Raw genomic sequence first — 18,419 nt, 5'->3', positions numbered from 1 at the left:
GTGTGGAACAGAAGGAATTTGAAGATGCTGCAAGTCGACAAGCTGCACCAGTTCTACGGCGGTAGCCACATCCTGCGGGGCCTGACGTTTGACGTGAAGGTCGGTGAAGTCACCTGCCTGCTCGGGCGCAACGGCGTGGGCAAAACCACCCTGCTCAAATGCCTGATGGGTTTGCTGCCGGCCAAAGAAGGCGCGGTGAACTGGGAAGGCAAACCGATCACCACGTTCAAACCGCACCAACGGGTACATGCCGGAATCGCCTACGTGCCTCAGGGCCGGGAAATTTTTGCTCGACTGACCGTTGAAGAAAACCTGCTGATGGGCCTGTCGCGGTTTCCCGGCAGCGAAGCGAAAGAAGTCCCTGCTTTCATCTACGAGCTGTTCCCGGTGTTGCTGCAAATGAAGCAACGGCGCGGCGGTGACTTGTCCGGTGGCCAACAGCAGCAATTGGCGATTGGCCGCGCATTGGCCAGTCGTCCAAGGTTGCTGATCCTCGACGAACCCACGGAAGGCATCCAGCCGTCAGTCATCAAGGAGATCGGCGCGGTGATCAAAAAACTCGCGGAGCGCGGCGACATGGCGATTCTGCTGGTAGAGCAGTTCTACGATTTCGCCGCCGAACTGGCCGACCAATACCTGGTGATGTCCCGTGGTGAGATCGTGCAGCAGGGTCGCGGAGAAAATATGGAAGCCGAGGGTGTACGCGGTCTGGTTACAATCTAATCTGTAGCGTCCTAACGATAATTAGAAGCCATGAATTTACCTCTTCCCACTGTCCTCTTCACCCCGAGCTGGCACGCCGAGCTGGAATTGGGCTATGCCCGATTCGGCGACAGCACACGCCCGGTGCAGCGCCGGCACAAAGGTCCATTGCGGGTACAGAAGCATCTGTATGCCGAAGGGGCCGAAGTCTGCCAGCACATCATCGTCCACCCGCCGGGCGGGATTGCCGGTGGTGATCGACTGGACATCAGCGCCAGCGTTGGCAGCCAGGCGTGGGCGCAAATCACCAGCCCCGGCGCCGCCAAGTGGTATCGCGCGGCCGGGCCGGCTTATCAGAAACTTGATCTGAAAGTGGCCAGCGGCGCGACACTGGAGTGGTTGCCGCAAGAGACGATTATCTTCAGCGGCGCCCAGGCCGAGCTCAGCACCTCCATTGATCTGGAAGGCGATGCGCGGTTGTTCTACTGGGACGTCGTCGCACTGGGCCGCCCGGCCAGCGGCGAGCGTTTTGACCTCGGGCATTTTCAGGCGCAGCTGGATATCCGCCGCGACGGTCAGTTGCTCTGGCACGAACGCCAGCGCATTGTCGGGGGTGACGGCTTGCTTGATTCGCCGATCGGGCTGGATGGGCAACCGGTGTTTGCGACGTTGCTGGTGACGGGGGAGATTGATAGTGATCTGCTGGAGAAATGCCGTTCGTTGAGCAATGACGTACGCGGGGATCTGACGCAGATACCGGGCTTGCTCGTCGCCCGATGCCTGGCCAGCGAGGCATTGCTGGCGCGGGGATGGCTAATTGATTTGTGGCAATTGCTCAGGCCTGCACTACTCGGCCGAGAAGCCGTCCCACCCCGAATATGGAGCACCTGAAACGCAATCCCCCTGTAGGAGCGAGGCTTGCCCGCGAAGGCGGTGTGTCATTCAACATCAATGCTGGCTGAACCACCGCTTTCGCGAGCAAGCCCGCTCCCACAGGTTTTGTGTTCACAGATCCGAATATTTTTTATCTGCCCAGATGGATTCCAAACGATGGACCTGACCCCACGCGAAAAAGACAAGCTGCTGATCTTCACCGCCGGCCTCGTGGCCGAGCGGCGTTTGGCGCGCGGCGTGAAACTCAATTACCCGGAAGCGATGGCCTATATTTCCGCGGCGTTGCTCGAGGGCGCCCGTGACGGCCAGACCGTGGCCGAGCTGATGCATTTCGGCACCACCCTGCTCAGCCGCGAACAAGTGATGGAAGGCATTCCGGAGATGATCCCGGAAATCCAGGTGGAAGCCACTTTCCCCGACGGCACAAAACTGGTCACCGTCCACCAACCGATCGCCTGAGGCCCCGCCATGACTTATCACATCCGCGATGCGGTGCATGCCGACCTGCCGGCGATCCGTGATATCTACAACGACGCCGTGCTCTACACCACGGCGATCTGGAACGAACAGACCGTGGACCTGGGCAACCGTCAGGCCTGGTTCAGCGCCCGACAAGTCCAGGGCTATCCGGTCCTGGTGATTGTCGACGGCGATAAAAGCGTACTCGGCTACGCTTCATTTGGTGACTGGCGACCGTTCGATGGTTTCCGCCACACCGTCGAGCACTCGGTCTACGTGCGCAGCGACCAGCGCGGCAATGGTCTGGGCCCGCAATTGATGGACGTGCTGATCGAGCGCGCCAAAGGCTGCGACAAGCATGTGATGGTCGCTGCCATCGAAAGCGGCAACGCGGCTTCCATCCGCCTGCATGAACGGGTCGGTTTCGTGACCACGGGGCAAATGCCTCAGGTAGGCACGAAGTTCGGCCGCTGGCTGGACCTGACCTTCATGCAACTGACCCTCAATCCAGGCGCCGAACCGCCGCCCGTTAACAAGGAGTAACGCCCGATGAATGCAGCCCAATTGCGCCGCGTCAATGTTGAAAGCTTTGCACACTATCGTCAGGGTTTGATTGATCTGCTGCTCGACGCCGTCGGCTATGGCGCCAGTGTCGGCTTCATGGCCGATCTGGATGCCACTCAGGCCCGCGCCTATTTCGATGAAGTTCAGGACAACCTGAACAAGGGCAACGTGCTGCTGTGGGTGGTGGTCAAGGACGAACAGGTGCAGGCCAGCGTGCAACTGACCCTGTGCCAGAAAGCCAACGGGCTGAACCGCGCCGAAGTGCAGAAACTGCTGGTGCGTGAACATGCACGCCGCCGGGGGCTGGGCCAACAGTTGATGAGCGTTCTGGAACAGGCCGCGCTCCAGCACAAACGCGGCATGCTCTACCTCGACACCGAAGCCGGCTCCCCCGCCGAAGACTTCTACAAGGCGCTGGGTTACACCCGCGTGGGTGAAATCCCCGACTACTGCTGCGACCCGAGCGGCCGGTACAAACCGACCGCCCTCTACTACAAGATTCTCCAGGGAGCCCATTGATGATTCCCGGTGAATTCCAGATCCAGCCCGGCGACATCGAACTCAACGTCGGCCGCCGCACCGTCAGCCTGAAAGTGGCCAACAGCGGCGACCGGCCGATCCAGGTCGGCTCGCATTATCATTTTTTCGAAACCAACGACGCCCTGACCTTCGACCGCGCCGCCAGTCGCGGCATGCGCCTGAACATCCCCGCCGGCACCGCCGTGCGCTTCGAACCGGGGCAGAGTCGTGAGGTCGAGCTGGTTGACCTGGCCGGGCATCGGCGGGTGTTTGGGTTTGCCGGGCGGATCATGGGTAATTTGTAGATTTTTCGCCGTCTGTACTGGCCTCTTCGCGGGCAAGCCTCGCTCCTACAGGATTTCGCTGAATCTGTAGGAGCGAGGCTTGCCCGCGAATGCGATCGCACATTCAATTATTTTCCAAGGCATGCGCATGAAAATCTCAAGACAAGCCTACGCCGACATGTTCGGCCCCACCGTCGGTGACAAGGTTCGCCTGGCCGACACCGAGCTGTGGATCGAGGTCGAAAAAGACTTCACCACCTACGGCGAAGAAGTGAAATTCGGCGGCGGCAAAGTCATCCGCGACGGCCAGGGCCAAAGCCAGTTGCTGGCCGCCGAAGTCGTCGACACGGTGATCACCAACGCGCTGCTCATCGACCACTGGGGCATCGTCAAAGCCGATGTCGGTCTCAAGGATGGGCGCATTGCGGGCATCGGCAAGGCGGGCAATCCGGATGTGCAGCCGAACGTCACCATCGCCATCGGCGCCAGCACCGAAGTCATCGCGGGCGAAGGCATGATCCTCACCGCCGGCGGCATCGACACACACATCCACTTCATCTGCCCGCAGCAGATCGAAGAAGCGCTGATGAGCGGCGTCACCACCATGATCGGCGGCGGCACCGGCCCGGCCACCGGGACCAACGCCACCACCTGCACCTCCGGGCCGTGGCATCTGGCGCGGATGCTTCAAGCCGCGGACGCGTTCCCGATGAACATCGGTCTCACCGGCAAGGGCAACGCCAGCCTGCCGGAGCCACTGATCGAACAGGTCAAGGCCGGCGCCATCGGTCTTAAATTGCACGAAGACTGGGGCACCACACCGGCGAGCATCGACAACTGCCTGAGCGTCGCCGATCAATACGACGTACAAGTAGCGATCCACACTGACACGCTCAACGAGTCCGGCTTCGTCGAAACCACCCTCGCCGCCTTCAAGGGTCGCACCATCCACACCTACCACACCGAAGGCGCCGGCGGCGGCCATGCGCCAGACATCATCAAGGCCTGCGGTTTTGCCAACGTGCTGCCGAGCTCGACCAACCCGACCCGGCCGTTCACCCGCAACACGATCGACGAACACCTCGACATGCTGATGGTCTGCCACCACCTGGACCCGAGCATTGCCGAGGATGTGGCCTTCGCCGAAAGCCGCATCCGCCGCGAAACGATTGCCGCCGAAGACATCCTCCACGACCTCGGTGCGTTCTCGATGATCAGCTCCGACAGCCAGGCCATGGGCCGGGTCGGCGAAGTCATTACGCGCACCTGGCAGACCGCCGACAAGATGAAAAAACAGCGCGGGCCGCTGCCGGGTGATGGCGAGGGTAATGACAACTTCCGAGCCAAACGCTACATCGCCAAATACACGATCAATCCGGCGATCACCCACGGCATCAGCCACGAAGTGGGTTCGATCGAAGTGGGGAAATGGGCGGATCTGGTGCTGTGGCGCCCGGCATTTTTCGGGGTCAAGCCGACGCTGATCCTCAAGGGCGGTGCCATCGCGGCCAGCCTGATGGGTGACGCAAATGCGTCGATCCCGACACCGCAACCGGTGCATTACCGCCCGATGTTCGCCAGCTACGGTGGCTCGCTGCATGCCACCAGCCTGACCTTTATCAGCCAGGCGGCCCAGGAGGCAGGTTTGCCGGAAGCCTTGGGGTTGAAGAAGAAAATTGCCGTGGTCAAAGGTTGTCGCGAGGTGCAGAAAACCGACTTGATCCACAACGATTACCTGCCGAGCATCGATGTCGACCCGCAGACCTATCAGGTCAAGGCCGACGGCGTGCTGCTGTGGTGTGAACCGGCAGAAACGCTGCCAATGGCGCAGCGTTACTTCCTGTTCTGATGGATTGGCCCGAGCCCCACCGCGGCGTGTTCAGCGCGCAGCGGTGGGGGTTCAGGAGGTCTCAAGTTCAAGGGACAGCGGTTTCCTGAGCAGCAGAAAGGTCTGGTTGACATCACCTTGTCCAGCCGGCACCGAGCACTGTTACGTGAGATTACGTCCGGCCGGCCCCTTCGACGGCGAAGGGTATTTCAACCCTTTGCAGCTTCGCCCGATCCATCGCTTGTTGCGTCAACTGCCTGAGAAACGTTTTCTCCTCGTTTTTTATCGCACGGTATTGCTGATCGAATTCGTCATCGGTCATGACCCGCCCCGGAGCAAAGTCACTTTCCGGTTTACCCAGCTCAAAGGCCAATGTCCTGATCTGTGTTTTCAAGTGATCTTTTTCCTCGGGTGACAGGTCCACCCCGTCGGCCCTTTCTTTAAGGGCCGTCTTGTACTCATAAAGCGCATTCTCTCGCCGTTTAAACTGCTTGAAGCGTGAGCGGTTGACGCCTTCTACATAGGATTTCCAGAAAGGCTGTTCGGCGATCGAATCGCGCAGCAGATTTCCTTCCTCCAGCCCCAGGACTTTGAGGCGAGCGTTTTCAATATATTTCGGCTCCACACCGGCAATGCCGCGAAATTGCATGGTGCGGGCCTGCCATGGCAAGTCGAGGCCCTTCGGCGCCTCGGGATTCGCCAGATTCCCCTCCTCGGACCTCGCCAGTTCGGTGGTAAACGCCAGGTGAACTTCTACGACATCAATGGTCCCCGTCACAGTACCGTCGGCACCCGCCTCTCGGATCCGCTCACCTTTTGCAATGCGTTCCGCGATATGGTGCTCGGCAATCCTCTCGACCTCGTCCAGTCGCGACGAACCCTTGGCCAGGCTGACCAGCTCGGCTTCGACCAAACCGGGGTTGGCCAACCCGTACGCTTCGTGGACAAGCACTTTCATGCCCATGATGTTGAACAACTGCGTTGCCCCGTCGACACACTGTGTCCGCGCCACCGCTTCGGCAAAAATGGTCGTGCGCAATTCGCTGTCCTTTTCCATGGCCTCGAGCATGCGCCAGACCTTGGCCGTCAGCTCTCGCCGATAAAGGCCGTCGTTCGCCTTGAAATCGGATGACTGGGTCAGCCGCCTGATTTCATTGAAGAAAGACTCGGAGTTGAACTCATCCTCGACCGCATCCCAGATGGCTTGCCTGGTCTGCCATTGACTGGGCATACCTTCCCCCCATTGAGTGCTGTCCAGGGTTCCTCTAGGCGGATAAGGGCGATCGGGGTCGAGGCCGACCGACTCGGTATAGCGCCTGAGGGTGTTCAGATTTTCCGGGGATATCCGTGCGGGCTCTCGACTCAGCAGGGTGCGCGCCAGCAACTCGGCACGGAATGAACCGGGAGCAACGTCCGGTATACGGCTGATCGGGTTGCTTCGAAGATCAAGGTAAAAATTACGCGGGCGCGGCTGGGAAAAAAGCCCGGTTGGCCAGCTGTCGATGCCGGTGTTCTCCAGAATCAACAAATGCAGCTCCGGCATCCGGCTGATATCGGGCAGCAGCTTCAATGGGTTGCCTCTCAACCCCAGGGATCTGAGACGGGTCAGACCTTTCAAGTGCGCTACCGCCTGCGGAGTCAGCTCGATGCGGTTATCGCTCAGCGCCAGGTCCTCCAGAAATTGCATTTTGCCAATGGCTGGCGGCAAACGGTTCAGTAGATTCCCGCTCACGTCCAGATCGCGCAGTTGGCTGAACGGCTCCAGAAATCCCACTTGGCTGGGCAGCATGTTGGCCCGGGGCATGCTCAGATGGGTGACGTGATCGAAATTGGCAGTCAGCTTCGGCATGCTCGCAATGTGCCGGTTCATTGACCCCTCGCCTAGAAGGAGCGCCTGCGGACGGACAATGCCGGGGACCTCGACTCCCGCCGGGCCGGTCCGTTGCCAGCACTGTTTGATCGTTGCAGCGATATTCTTCCTGGATTCGATTTCCAGCTTCGCCACCAGACCGGTACTTGGCGAGGTGGCCGGTGCCCTTATCCAGCTATTGAGCGAACGTTCCAATTGATCGAATTCATCCTCCAGCACCTTCAGACGCTCAGGTGCCGAGTTCCCGAAGCCACTCATCAGCTCACCCACTTCCGACTCTGAGCACTCCGGATACAGCCAGCCAAGGCGTTGACGAATCGTCTCCACGCTCATTTGGCGCGGATACCCCCGCATGCCGCCCCGAAGGCGCATGGCTTGCGGGTCGTAAGCCGGTTTTCGGATCGGATGCTGTTCCAGCACCGAGGCAAAACGCTCATGGCTCAGCGGCGCGCGCTGGAGCGCTTGCTTGAGCTTGTCTCCCTCATAAATGTCGAATCCAAGGGCTTTGCGTTCAGTGTCTGGCAATGCATGCAGCAAAGAGGCATAGAAGTCATCGGCACCGTGCAGATGCTGCGCTTGCTCGTCGCGTGCGTGGTACAGGCCTTTCTCATCGACAAACAGGACTTTGCGGATGCGCGCGTCTTCGGGCCCGACGCTGGCCTGCAGTTCGCCGGTGTACGAGAAGGCACGAACCTCGATGCGAACTTTGGCCGACCAGCCTGGCATGGCGGCCAGCGAGGCCAGCTCAAGTCGACGGGTGTCAGTAGCTTCCAGTGCTTCCAGATACAGGCCTTCGTAGGCGCGGCTCATTCGCACGCGGTCCTGTGCTGCTCGCGCCTTTTCGCGAAGGCTCAGGGGAATTCGGCGTTTTTGGGTCAGGTGAAGCAATTCCTCCGGGGTGGCATCGCGCAGTAATTCTTCGGCGACGATCACCGGTAGTTTCGGATAGGCGTCGCACAGCAACAGCACATCGGCACTGTCAGAGATCTTCCGTTGTTTGTAGAGGGTGTCGAAAACGCGTTGACGCTGTTGACCGGCGTGGTCGGCCAGACGCTTTCGCAATTCGTTGATGCGCACTTGTCTGTCGCTGGAAATACCCTGGCCGAGCAATTCATGAATGTCCGTTTCGCTGAAATTCTCGATCACCCGGATCGGCAAACGGCCTGCCCGCAGGTCGATGCGAGACAGTTTGATCTGACGTTCAGCCGAGCCGAAAGCTACAGACACACCGTCCAGCTTTGGCCCGTCGAACAGCGCAATCCCTCGGGACGCAGGCCAGCGCGGGAGTTCGGTCATGAACGCGGGAATCAAGTCCTCCAACGCTTCGGGAATATTGTCAGCCAGGATGTGCTTGCCAAGTTCACCGGCCTGCGCATACGCCTTGAAGCGATCGAGGGTATCGACCAGCAAGGCTGGAGGTGTTTCATGCTCGACATGCATCCGGCGCAGCGCGTTTTCCTTGACGCCACTGACGGTCAGAATCTGCTCGAGGGATTCATCGGCAACCTCATCCGTCGCAGTGCCCAGGCGCCTGAGCAAGCGGGCCTTGTCCCACGCCAGAGGACGATCGATTTCAGTCTTCCAGCTGCCGGCACCGTTATGCTCGACAACGGGTTGATACGCGTCTGGACGTGCCGGGTGCTTGAGGCGTTGCAACCCGGTCTCCGGGTCCGTCGCCACCACGTAATGCTTGTCATCGAGTCGCAGTACGTCCTTGCCCTCATGTTGGTAAAGACCCAGCTCGCCTGGCTCGGCGGCTTGCGGCAAGACAACCGGATGTTCATAGGCTGTCAGGTCGGGATTCCACAGCGGCTCTTCGCCATTGAACGCCACGGGCTTGAGGTTTTCGACAAAGGGCGAAAGGGCGACAGACGTTTTGGGTAGCACGTGCCCTGCCCCCATCAGCGCAAATTGCGCAAAGTTGATCAGCACACCGTTGATGTAAGTCGCCGCTTCCTCCTTGTCGCCCTTGCTCCAGTCCTCGATGCCTTCGGCCAGCTCCGCGAGCATCTGCGCCACCATGATGCCCAACACCACCTCGCCCACACCGGGCACCAGCATGGCGGCGAAGCTGAACACGTTCCAGCCAATGCTCAGGTAACTGGTCAGACGCTTCCAGCGACTGGCCGAATCTTCGTCGTCGGTCGGCACGGCAATGCTACGTGCATCGCTGATGACCTTGTCCCGCCGCTCTTGGAACAGGGTGATCCACAGGTCATTGGCGATCCGATTGGTGATGGGTTCCGCGTCGGGATTTTCGATGGCGGTTTCGCGCCACCAAGGGCCCATGTCGAGCGGTTCGCGCTGTTTCCACTTGATGGTCTTGAGCCGCTCGTTGACCCTGGCGAAAAAATGGCCTTTGTCCTTCTGCGCCACAAACCGGCTGAAAAATGCCTGGTAATCCGGGTCGCGCAACTGGCCGATCAAGGCCTTCAGGAACTCGGTGAGCGAGGCATATTCTTTCAGCGGATGGTCCGGGTCATCCGGCACATAAACGATCAACGGTCCGGTCAGCCGACTCTGTTGATAAATGTCTTCGTTGCGCAGCATTTCGTCTCCGACTCCCGTGGGGCCGTTGGCGAAGAAGGCCTGGATCAGCTTGTAACTCTCATAGGCGTTGCCGGATAAAAACGGAATACGCCGAGACCAGTCAGTCCAGAATTTCACACTCTCGGGCGTCAAGGCATTCACAGCCGTTTTCAATGCCGATGCATCGCTCACAGCGCTGAACAGCACGATCGACGTCATGCGAAAACCCATCAACGACAATCGGTGGCTATGCAGGGGCGAACCATGGAACCTGATGTTTTCTTTTCCTTCGACGACATCCTGCAGCCGGTCAAAGGCTTCAGCGCTGATATCGCCTTTCAGATGCGCGATCAAGGCCGATGACTTGAAAGCCGCTTTTTCACTGGTTGTCGAACGGTCCTGCAACTGCTGCTTCGCTTTGGGCGCCGTTGGCTCAAGCCGCGCTTTGATATGGGTTTGATACTGCCCACCAATATCCAGTCGGCGGCACAGGCTGGCGAACCTTGCCGGGGTAATCGCATTGATTCGATGCGGGGTTCCCTGAGGACTGTCGCGATAAACACCGGAGCCACTTCTGAACGCGGCCTCTTGGGTTTCCGCTTCTTCAAAGTTATGGAGCGCTGCGGCGAGTAACGAGTTTCGCCGCATCCGACTGACCCCGGTATCGATACCGAAAATGAGGTTGTCCGGAACGTAAAGTTGCAGTGACAGGGTTTCAGGGTCTTCGTACGTATTGAAGTTCGCTTGCAGCGATGTACTGAGCAATCGTTTACCGAATGCATCGATATCGCTCTGAAGATCACCCAGAAGTTCATCCAGCTCGCCTTGCAAGCGCCAGCGCTCATCGATCAACGTTTTCAGAAGCTGCCGGTCGGCCTTCGTTGCTTTCATGTACCAGTCCGGCATTTTGGCATTCAGCTTCAACATGGATTCAAGCGTGGCCGGCGATGCATTTTTTATCGCAGCGGGGATGACCTTGGTCACTCGCTGCTCGTGAACACTTTTGGCAACCAGGGTTGCAGACGCAGCGTTCGTCGGATTGCTTCCTTGCAAATCAGACATGGGTTCTAACCTTCAAATGATGGGTGGAGCCAATAGACTATTCACCCGTCAGCAAAACAAAAGCCTGAATAACTGTTGGTTAAAGCGAGAGGAGTACGTTCTTCGTTCGAAAAACAGGTGCACACATACACCTATGTACCACCCTGAAGAATGCCGAGTGTGCCGCTACGCCGCCGGAGGTTTTTTTCCAGCCTGAAGGCGCTACTATGCGACACGTCCAGCCTCCAAAATCTTCAGGAACCCGGTCATGCGCCTACCCGAATTCATCAGGCAACATGTAGACCGTATCGTCGATGAATGGGAGCAGTTCGCCAGGACGATCACCCCGGCGGCCGAGAATATGGATCAAGTGGCCTTGCGTGATCACGCCAAGGTGATTCTGCTGGCCGCAGCCCGGGACATGACGACTGCGCAAACCGCCAGCGAACAGATCGCCAAGGCCAAGGGTGAAGGCCCGGAAAAAACCCCGAGTCTCGATGAGGCGGGCGCCAGCCACGGTGAGCTGCGGCATACCGTGGGCTTCGACCTGGTGCAGATGACCAGCGAGTTCCGCCACCTGCGCGCCTGTGTGATTCGGCTGTGGGTCAACAGCCTGAAATCGCCGGACCTCGCTTACTTTCAGGACATGATCCGTTTCAACGAAGCCATCGACGAAGCCCTTGCCGAATCCACGGCGGCCTATGCCGAACAGGTCAACCATTCACGGGATCTGTTTCTGGCGATACTCGGGCATGACCTGCGCGCGCCATTGCAAGCCGTGAGCATGTCCACAGAATTGCTGATGCGCAAAGCCACGCTTGAAGGCGAGGCGCTGGCTTGCGCGATCAATATCAAGCGTGGCGCGCGGCACATGGCGGTGATGGTCAGCGATTTGCTGGAGCTGGTGCGCAGTCGACTTGGCAAGAGCCTGCCGATCGAACCGGCGCCCATGGACCTGGCCGATGCGGCGCACAGGGCGATAGCCGAAGCCTGTGCCGGTAACCCGGAGTGCGATCCAAGAATACAAATAGAGGGCGATACGCGAGGCGTCTGGGATGCCGGACGCTTGAGCCAGCTGCTGCAAAACCTGATCGGCAACGCGTTGCAGCATGGTTCGAACAAACGGGATGTCACGGTCACACTCAGCGGCGAACCCGATGCGGTTCGCCTTACGGTGCATAACTACGGCATACCGATTCCCGAGGACGCGATCGGCACGATCTTCAATCCGCTGGTGCGCAGCGCCGACGAAGAACTCGGCGCCCCCTCCACCAGCCTTGGCCTGGGATTGTTTATCGTAAAGGAAGTGGTGAACGCCCACGGCGGGACGATCGAGGTCAGGTCGAATGAAGTCGATGGGACGCTGTTTACCGTGGTGTTGCCCCGGAAGTTGTAAGGCAGAAGGACCGCGTTATCGTTCTTCGTCGGAACGCCGCCCGGAGCAAGCCCGCTCCCACATTGTGCTGTGTACACAGATCCATTGTGGGAGCGGGCTTGCTCGCGAAGGGGCCATATCAGGCAACACAAAACAATCAGGCCGGTTACTCAACCACCAACCGCCCCAACCGCTGCTTAAGCATCCGGTTCTCGGCCCGCAGCTGCTGGACCTCTTCAAGCAGGTCGAGCGCCAGGGCGACGCCTTCCCACTCAAGTTCCAGGTCATGCCGCAACTTGGCGGCACGCTTGGCCAGAGCCAGTTCATAATCGTTGAAACGCCAATCCTTGGGCTGCGTGCCCTGAGGTTCGAGGATGCCGTGCTCGACGATTTCGATCACGTAGACGTCCGACAGGTCGGTCGCCTCACAGAATTCTGCCATGTCCAGTTGAACGATCAGGGGGTTGCTCATGATGGGCTACTCCGTCTCTTGGATCAGAAGTGTTCTCTCGGGTTGAACGCAGCTTTTTTCGCCAGTTCCTGCCACAACGCCTTCACTTCATCGTCCGAGGCTTTAGGCATGACGGCCTTGAGTTGTACGAACAGATAACCCCGATGGCCGGCCTTGTTCAGCAAACCGTGGCCCTTGGCGCGCATGCGCTGGCCGTTCTGGCTGCCGGCCGGCACCTTGAGGTTGATCCTGCCGGTCAGTGTAGGCACGGCCACTTCGGTGCCCAACGCCAACTCCCATGGAGCCAGCGGCAGGGTGATGATCAGGTTTTCGCCTTCGACGTCGAATTTCGGGTGCGGCGCAAACCGGATGGTCAGGTACAGGTCGCCATTGGCCCCGCCACCGATGCCCGGTGCGCCCTGGCCCTTGAGGCGGATGCGCTCGCCGTCGGTCACGCCCGCGGGAATTTTTACGTTCAGGCTTTTGCTGGTGTTGCTGACATGCTGGCCGGCCGCGTTGTACTGCGGCACTTTGAAGGTGACCTTCTTCGATTCGTTGGAGAGGGTTTCTTCCAGAAAAATCGCTAATTCCATTTCCACGTCTTGCCCTCTACGCCCGGCGCTGCGGCCCGACTGTCCACCACCAAAACCCGGACCACGGTTGCCGAAGATCGAACTGAAGAAGTCCGAAAAATCGCCCGAGTCCTGACCACCGCCGAAACCACCGGCACCACGCCCCTGCCAACCCGGCGGGCCCTGGAACGGTTGGCCGTGCTGGCCATATTTGCGCAAGTCGTCGTATTCGGCGCGTTTGTCGGCGCTTTTCAGCGCTTCATAGGCTTCCGAGGCGTCCTTGAACTTGGACTCGGCGTCCTTTTCCTTGCTGACGTCGGGGTGGTATTTACGCGCCAGCTTGCGATAAGCCGCCTTGATCGTCTTGTCGTCCGCGGTCGGTTCCACACCGAGAATCTTGTAATAGTCTTTGAAGTCCATCGTGGGAATCACCATCCATTATCAAAATCGCGCCGTCTGCCTCAGCATGCTCTTAATTGCCGCACGAGGTTTGACCGATCTCAAGTTTGTGACCGGACAGCGCATCAGAAGTTTATCGGCAGCGGTGGGCAGTTCTTTTGACCGACCAAATGGCTGCCAGGGCCAATGCAGACAAGTTTGGGGCACCCGGCCAGCTTATCAAGGCGCTATTAGCTGCGATTTAGCGGATAGTCGGCCTTCGAATCTGCGTCGCACTGGCATACACTGCGCGGCCGTTTTTTAACCGGAACCTGAAAGACATGAAAAACGCATCTCCAGCCCGTGCCTGTGGTATCGACTTCGGCACGTCCAACTCCACCGTCGGCTGGTTGCGCCCCGGCGTGGAAACGCTGATCGCGCTGGAGGACGACAAGATCACCCTGCCATCGGTGGTCTTCTTCAACATGGAAGAACGCCGCCCGGTATACGGCCGGCTGGCGCTGCACGAGTACCTGGAAGGCTACGAAGGCCGGCTGATGCGCTCGCTCAAGAGCCTGCTGGGTTCCAAGCTGATCAAGCACGACACCAGCGTGCTCGGCACGGCGATGCCGTTCAAGGATCTGCTCGGGCTGTTTATCGGCCAGCTGAAGAAGCGCGCCGAAACAGCCGCCGGTCGCGAATTCGACGAAGTGGTGCTGGGTCGTCCGGTGTTCTTCGTCGATGACGACGAAATGGCCGACCAGGAAGCGGAAAACACCCTGGTGGACGTGGCCCGCGCCATCGGCTTCAAGGATGTGTCGTTCCAGTACGAGCCGATTGCGGCAGCGTTCGACTATGAGTCGACCATCGAAAAGGAAGAGCTGGTACTGATCGTCGACATCGGCGGTGGTACGTCCGACTTCTCGCTGGTGCGCCTGTCTCCTGAACGCCGCAACCACGACAACCGCCACGACGACATCCTCGCCACTGGCGGCGTGCACATCGGCGGGACCGATTTCGACAAGCAACTGAGCCTGCAAGGCCTGATGCCGCTGTTCGGCTACGGCAGCCGCATGAAGAGCGGCGCCTACATGCCGACCAGCCACCACATGAACCTGGCGACCTGGCACACCATCAACTCGGTGTACTCGCAGAAATCGACCCTGGCCCTGGGCAGCATGCGTTACGACATCGAAGACACCGGCGGCATCGACCGTCTGTTCAAGCTGATCGAGCAACGCGCCGGGCACTGGCTGGCCATGGAAGTGGAAGAAACCAAGATCCAGCTGACCCACGCCGACAGCCGCCATGTGCCGCTGGACCGCATCGAGCCGGGACTGAGCGTGGAGCTGAGCCGCGCGCTGTTCGAAGCGGCCATCGACAACCTGCTGGAGCGGGTGCGCAACAGCGTGACCCAAATGTTGAACGACGCCAACGTGCGGGTCGATCAGGTGGATACGGTGTTCTTTACCGGCGGTTCGAGCGGGATTCCGGCGTTGCGCAACAGTGTGTCGGCGATGTTGCCGAATGCGCAGCATGTGGAAGGGAACATCTTTGGCAGTATCGGCAGCGGCTTGGCGATCGAAGCGGCCAAGCGTTACGGCCCGATGGATTGATCTGAAAGACTGCGGCGCCTGCTTCGCGAGCAAGCCCGCTCCCACATTCGACCGCGTTCTATCTGATGGAACGCAATCAAATGTGGGAGCGGGCTTGCTCGCGAAGGAGCCCGATCAGGCACTACAAATGCTTGATCAAACCATCCCCACCTGCTTCAACTCACTCTTCAGATACGCGTAATAAATCGGCCCCGCCACCACCCCCGGCAGGCCGAACGCGGCCTCGAACACCAGCATTGCCAGCAGCAACTCCCACGACTTGGCACTGATCTGCCCGCCGACAATGCGCGCATTGAGGAAGTATTCGAGCTTGTGGATAACAATCAGATAACCCAACGCCGCCACCGCGACCCAGATCGACAGCGACAAACCGACGATGGTGATCAGCGTGTTCGACATCAGATTGCCAATCACCGGCAGCAGGCCGAGCAGGAAGGTCAGCACGATCAGGGTCTTGGTCAGCGGCAGTTTGATGCCGAACATCGGCAGGACCACCGCCAGGAAAATCCCGGTAAAAAAGGTGTTGAGCAGGGAAATCTTGATCTGGGCGAACACGATGTTGCGGAACGCCTGCACCAGCAGGTGCAGACGATCGAACAGTGCGGCGGCCAGCGGTTGGCGCTTGGTCACGTCCGGCACACGCTGCAAGGCGATGATCGCCCCCAGCACCATGCCGATCAGCAACGTCACGAACATGTGCGCCGCGTCTTTGCCGACCAGCTGCAAGTCGCTGAGGTGCTTGCTCATCCACTCGCCGATGGCCACGCGGAACTCGGCGGCGCTGGCGGGCAGGTAGGCGTCGATGAACGGTGGCAATTGCCCGCGCGCACGATCGACCACGACCATGAATTTGTCGAGGGAAGCGCCTGGGTTTTCCGCTTCGTGCAGCAGAAAGCTGATGGCACCGGCAAAGATCAGCGCCAGCACACTCACCACTAACGTCCCCAGCAACGCCACCGCCAGCCAGCGCGCCCGCCGACCTTCGATCAACCGCTGCAATTGCGGGGTGAGCATGTTGACCAGTTCGAACACCAGCAGGCCGGCCAACAGGCTTGGCAACAAGCGCAGCGGAATCACCAGCAACAAGCCACCAAAGATGATGACCCAACTGATGAGCAACAAGACTTGGCGTTGAGAAAACGTCGACATACAGCCTCAAAACGAACGGCGTAAAAGGATTGGCAGTCTGCCAGCGTTCGGGTGCCAGCACTAGGGTTGTGTGGGGCGACCTTGGTCGGGACTTCCGGCGATTTTTGCAGCGCCCTTGCCGGCCCTTTCGCGAGCAAGCCCGCTCCCACAATGGATCTGTGCACGCCGGACAAATGTGGGAGCGGGCTTGCTCGCGAAAGGGCCCTTACAGTCACCACATATCTCCCAATGCTATTTTTTCTTCAGGCCATCACTCGCCCTTGGCTCTTCGCGGTAGCGTCGGCTTGCCGCGCCGAGGGGCGCGACTTCGTTCTGGAGTGTAGACACCGCCTGTTACACCTTCCTGCTCTCGAGGTGGCTGCGTCGGTACTGCTCCGGCGTGCATCCGGCCTGCCGTTGAAACATCGCGATGAACGCCGAACCGGTGCTGTAACCCATGTCGAAAGCGATCTCCTGAATGCTGCGGTGACTGTCCAGCGCTTCGATCGCTGCCAGAAAACGCAAGCGCTGCCGCCACTCGCCGAAACTCATGCCCAGTTCGCGCACAAACTGCCGCGCCAGCGTGCGCTCGCTGACATGGATCTGCGCAGCCCACGCCGACAGAGGCCGATTATCTCCGGGTTCTGTCTGCAAGGCTTCCAGAATGCCGAGCAGTCCGGGGCTGCTGGCGTAGGGCAAGTAACACTCGTGAATGGGGGCCTGTTGCAGCTGATCCACCAGCACTTGAGCCAGGCGCTTGTCCGCAGCCTGTTCGGGAATTTTCACGTCGCGGGCGGCGAAGTCCTTGAGGATCGCTTTGAGAATGTCGCTGATCGCCAGGGTGCAGGCCTGCCGTGGCAGTTCCTGGCAGAGCGCCGGCGCAAGGCAGACCGCGCGGTAGTTGATCGGTTGATTGCTGTAGAAACTGTGCTCGATCTGCGGTGGCACCCACACGGCGTATTGCGGCGGCGACATGAAACGGCTGCTGCCAATTTCCATGTGCAAGACACCGTTGGCCGAGTACTCCAGCGAGCCCCACGGGTGACGGTGGGCCGAGGCATATTCGTGGGTATTGAAGTCGGCATAACGGAAGTAGACCGACGAAGGCAGTTCGCTGAAGTCCAGCAGGTCGATGTGTTTGCTGCTCATGCTGTCCGTCATCGGGGGCGGGTTGTCTGGATCGAAGTATAGGCTTTCATCCAGACAGGCGATAATCACCCCTCATTAACGTTCTGGTTTTTTCCGATGCAATACGCTTATCCCCTGCTGGCCATTTTCATTTGGGCCGGCAACACCGTGATCACCAAAATGTCGGCCGGCGCGATCTTCCCCGCCGAGATCGGTTTTTATCGCTGGCTGCTGGCCGGATTGTTGTTCACGCCGTTCATGCTCAAACCCGTCATCGCCCATTGGTCGGCCATCCGCCCGAACCTGGGGAAGATTTTCATCCTCGGCGTGCTGGGCATGGCGGTTTATCAAAGCCTGGCGTATTTCGCGGCGACGCTGACGTCGGCCACCAACATGGGGATCATCCTGTCGCTGATGCCATTGATGTCGCTGGCCATGGCGATCGTCAGCCTTGGCCAGCGCCTGACCGCGGGTGCGCTGGCCGGGGCAGCGCTGTCGTTTGCCGGTGTGTTGGTGGTGGTGTCGTCCGGCAGCCTTGGTGCATTGCTTGAACACGGGGTGAATCTGGGCGATGCGCTGATGCTGATCGCCACGCTGGCCTACGCGATCTACAGCACGCTGCTGAAAAAATGGCAGCTGCGTTTGCCGCCACTGGTGTTGTTGTATTTGCAGGTGTGGGTGGCGGTGGCGGTGCTGTTTCCGCTGTTTGTCGCGTCACCGAAAATCGGCCCGACGTTGCAGAATATTCCGCTGGTGCTGTACGCCTGCCTGCTGGCCTCGATGGTTGCGCCGCTGGCGTGGATGCAGGCCGTGGTGCGCCTGGGGCCGAGCCGGACGACGCAGTTTTTCAATCTGCTGCCGGTGATTACGGCGTTGATTGCAGCGGTGGTGTTGCATGAGCAATTGGCGATGTATCACCTGGTGGGCGGGGTGTTGACGTTGGGTGGGGTGATCGTTTCGGAGCGCTGGACCACGGTGTTGGGCCGTAAGGTTGGCGTTGCCTGAGCCGGCGCCTTCGCGAGCAAGCCCGCTCCCACATTTTGGAATGCACTCCCTGTGGGAGCGGGCTTGCTCGCGAAGA

The 18,419-nt window shown here is 59.6% G+C and carries 15 protein-coding genes; 10 read left to right on the top strand and 5 right to left on the bottom strand.

Going from position 1 to position 18,419, the window contains the following annotated elements:
- The first annotated feature begins 24 nt into the window (after positions 1–24).
- From urtE to ureC, 7 genes are all read left to right on the top strand, one after another.
- A complete protein-coding gene (gene urtE / locus ACA073_RS03005; RefSeq protein ID WP_497401528.1) occupies positions 25–723 on the top strand; it encodes an urea ABC transporter ATP-binding subunit UrtE in 699 nt (232 codons plus the stop codon).
- A gap of 30 nt (positions 724–753) precedes the next feature.
- Positions 754–1,593 (top strand): urease accessory protein UreD, encoded by an 840-nt coding sequence (locus ACA073_RS03000; protein WP_497401527.1) that lies wholly within the window; start codon positions 754–756, stop codon positions 1,591–1,593.
- Between the two features lie 159 nt (positions 1,594–1,752).
- The gene (gene ureA / locus ACA073_RS02995) at positions 1,753–2,055 is read left to right on the top strand and encodes an urease subunit gamma (RefSeq protein WP_007907366.1); all 303 of its coding nucleotides are present in this window, start codon (positions 1,753–1,755) and stop codon (positions 2,053–2,055) included.
- A 9-nt stretch (positions 2,056–2,064) separates the two neighbouring features.
- Positions 2,065–2,598, top strand: coding sequence for a GNAT family N-acetyltransferase (locus ACA073_RS02990; RefSeq protein ID WP_497401526.1), 534 nt, complete (start codon positions 2,065–2,067; stop codon positions 2,596–2,598).
- A gap of 6 nt (positions 2,599–2,604) precedes the next feature.
- A complete protein-coding gene (locus ACA073_RS02985) occupies positions 2,605–3,138 on the top strand; it encodes a GNAT family N-acetyltransferase (protein ID WP_497401525.1) in 534 nt (177 codons plus the stop codon).
- Positions 3,138–3,443, top strand: coding sequence for an urease subunit beta (locus tag ACA073_RS02980; protein WP_497401523.1), 306 nt, complete (start codon positions 3,138–3,140; stop codon positions 3,441–3,443). The genes ACA073_RS02985 and ACA073_RS02980 overlap by 1 nt, the downstream gene beginning before the upstream one ends.
- Positions 3,444–3,570: 127 nt before the next feature.
- Entirely contained in the window at positions 3,571–5,271 is a 1,701-nt protein-coding gene (ureC, locus tag ACA073_RS02975) for an urease subunit alpha (protein ID WP_497401522.1), read from the top strand.
- A 151-nt stretch (positions 5,272–5,422) separates the two neighbouring features.
- Here the strand turns inward: ureC and ACA073_RS02970 are convergent, their stop codons facing one another.
- Positions 5,423–10,711, bottom strand: coding sequence for a dermonecrotic toxin domain-containing protein (locus ACA073_RS02970; RefSeq protein WP_497401520.1), 5,289 nt, complete (start codon positions 10,709–10,711; stop codon positions 5,423–5,425).
- Positions 10,712–10,958: 247 nt separating this feature from the next.
- On the opposite strand from ACA073_RS02970, the gene ACA073_RS02965 reads away from it, so the two are divergent.
- Positions 10,959–12,086 carry a sensor histidine kinase gene (locus ACA073_RS02965; protein WP_497401518.1) on the top strand — a complete coding sequence of 376 codons (1,128 nt, stop codon included), beginning with the start codon at positions 10,959–10,961 and terminating at the stop codon, positions 12,084–12,086.
- Positions 12,087–12,231: 145 nt separating this feature from the next.
- On the opposite strand, the gene ACA073_RS02960 is transcribed toward ACA073_RS02965, so the two are convergent.
- Both ACA073_RS02960 and ACA073_RS02955 read right to left on the bottom strand, forming a co-directional pair.
- Positions 12,232–12,537 carry a chaperone modulator CbpM gene (locus tag ACA073_RS02960; protein WP_150797072.1) on the bottom strand — a complete coding sequence of 102 codons (306 nt, stop codon included), beginning with the start codon at positions 12,535–12,537 and terminating at the stop codon, positions 12,232–12,234.
- Positions 12,538–12,560: 23 nt separating this feature from the next.
- Positions 12,561–13,508, bottom strand: a complete 948-nt coding sequence (locus tag ACA073_RS02955; protein WP_497401517.1) for a DnaJ C-terminal domain-containing protein — start codon at positions 13,506–13,508, stop codon at positions 12,561–12,563.
- A gap of 299 nt (positions 13,509–13,807) precedes the next feature.
- Between ACA073_RS02955 and ACA073_RS02950 the strand changes: the two genes are divergently transcribed.
- Positions 13,808–15,082: an Hsp70 family protein gene (locus tag ACA073_RS02950; RefSeq protein WP_497401515.1), complete on the top strand. Its 1,275-nt coding sequence runs from the start codon at positions 13,808–13,810 to the stop codon at positions 15,080–15,082.
- A gap of 135 nt (positions 15,083–15,217) precedes the next feature.
- Here ACA073_RS02950 and ACA073_RS02945 read toward each other — a convergent pair whose 3' ends face one another.
- Complete coding sequence (locus ACA073_RS02945) at positions 15,218–16,231, bottom strand: AI-2E family transporter (RefSeq protein WP_497401513.1); 1,014 nt, start codon at positions 16,229–16,231, stop codon at positions 15,218–15,220.
- Positions 16,232–16,564: 333 nt separating this feature from the next.
- A complete protein-coding gene (locus ACA073_RS02940) occupies positions 16,565–17,359 on the bottom strand; it encodes an AraC family transcriptional regulator (RefSeq protein ID WP_497401511.1) in 795 nt (264 codons plus the stop codon).
- Positions 17,360–17,455: 96 nt separating this feature from the next.
- Between ACA073_RS02940 and ACA073_RS02935 the strand changes: the two genes are divergently transcribed.
- On the top strand, positions 17,456–18,343 hold the full coding sequence (locus ACA073_RS02935; RefSeq protein WP_497401509.1) for a DMT family transporter: 888 nt from the start codon (positions 17,456–17,458) through the stop codon (positions 18,341–18,343).
- Positions 18,344–18,419 lie beyond the last annotated feature (76 nt).

The sequence above is a fragment of the Pseudomonas sp. LBUM1670 genome (genome assembly GCF_059695695.1).
Note: the sequence above shows the minus strand (reverse complement) of the source record. Positions and strands in the feature narration are given on the sequence as shown.

Coding starts and splice junctions, on each gene's coding strand:
- urtE (WP_497401528.1), top strand. CDS start 25: ATGCTGCAAGTCGACAAGCTGCACCAGTTCTACGGCGGTAGCCACATC.
- ACA073_RS03000 (WP_497401527.1), top strand. CDS start 754: ATGAATTTACCTCTTCCCACTGTCCTCTTCACCCCGAGCTGGCACGCC.
- ureA (WP_007907366.1), top strand. CDS start 1,753: ATGGACCTGACCCCACGCGAAAAAGACAAGCTGCTGATCTTCACCGCC.
- ACA073_RS02990 (WP_497401526.1), top strand. CDS start 2,065: ATGACTTATCACATCCGCGATGCGGTGCATGCCGACCTGCCGGCGATC.
- ACA073_RS02985 (WP_497401525.1), top strand. CDS start 2,605: ATGAATGCAGCCCAATTGCGCCGCGTCAATGTTGAAAGCTTTGCACAC.
- ACA073_RS02980 (WP_497401523.1), top strand. CDS start 3,138: ATGATTCCCGGTGAATTCCAGATCCAGCCCGGCGACATCGAACTCAAC.
- ureC (WP_497401522.1), top strand. CDS start 3,571: ATGAAAATCTCAAGACAAGCCTACGCCGACATGTTCGGCCCCACCGTC.
- ACA073_RS02970 (WP_497401520.1), bottom strand. CDS start 10,711: ATGTCTGATTTGCAAGGAAGCAATCCGACGAACGCTGCGTCTGCAACC.
- ACA073_RS02965 (WP_497401518.1), top strand. CDS start 10,959: ATGCGCCTACCCGAATTCATCAGGCAACATGTAGACCGTATCGTCGAT.
- ACA073_RS02960 (WP_150797072.1), bottom strand. CDS start 12,537: ATGAGCAACCCCCTGATCGTTCAACTGGACATGGCAGAATTCTGTGAG.
- ACA073_RS02955 (WP_497401517.1), bottom strand. CDS start 13,508: ATGGACTTCAAAGACTATTACAAGATTCTCGGTGTGGAACCGACCGCG.
- ACA073_RS02950 (WP_497401515.1), top strand. CDS start 13,808: ATGAAAAACGCATCTCCAGCCCGTGCCTGTGGTATCGACTTCGGCACG.
- ACA073_RS02945 (WP_497401513.1), bottom strand. CDS start 16,231: ATGTCGACGTTTTCTCAACGCCAAGTCTTGTTGCTCATCAGTTGGGTC.
- ACA073_RS02940 (WP_497401511.1), bottom strand. CDS start 17,359: ATGAGCAGCAAACACATCGACCTGCTGGACTTCAGCGAACTGCCTTCG.
- ACA073_RS02935 (WP_497401509.1), top strand. CDS start 17,456: ATGCAATACGCTTATCCCCTGCTGGCCATTTTCATTTGGGCCGGCAAC.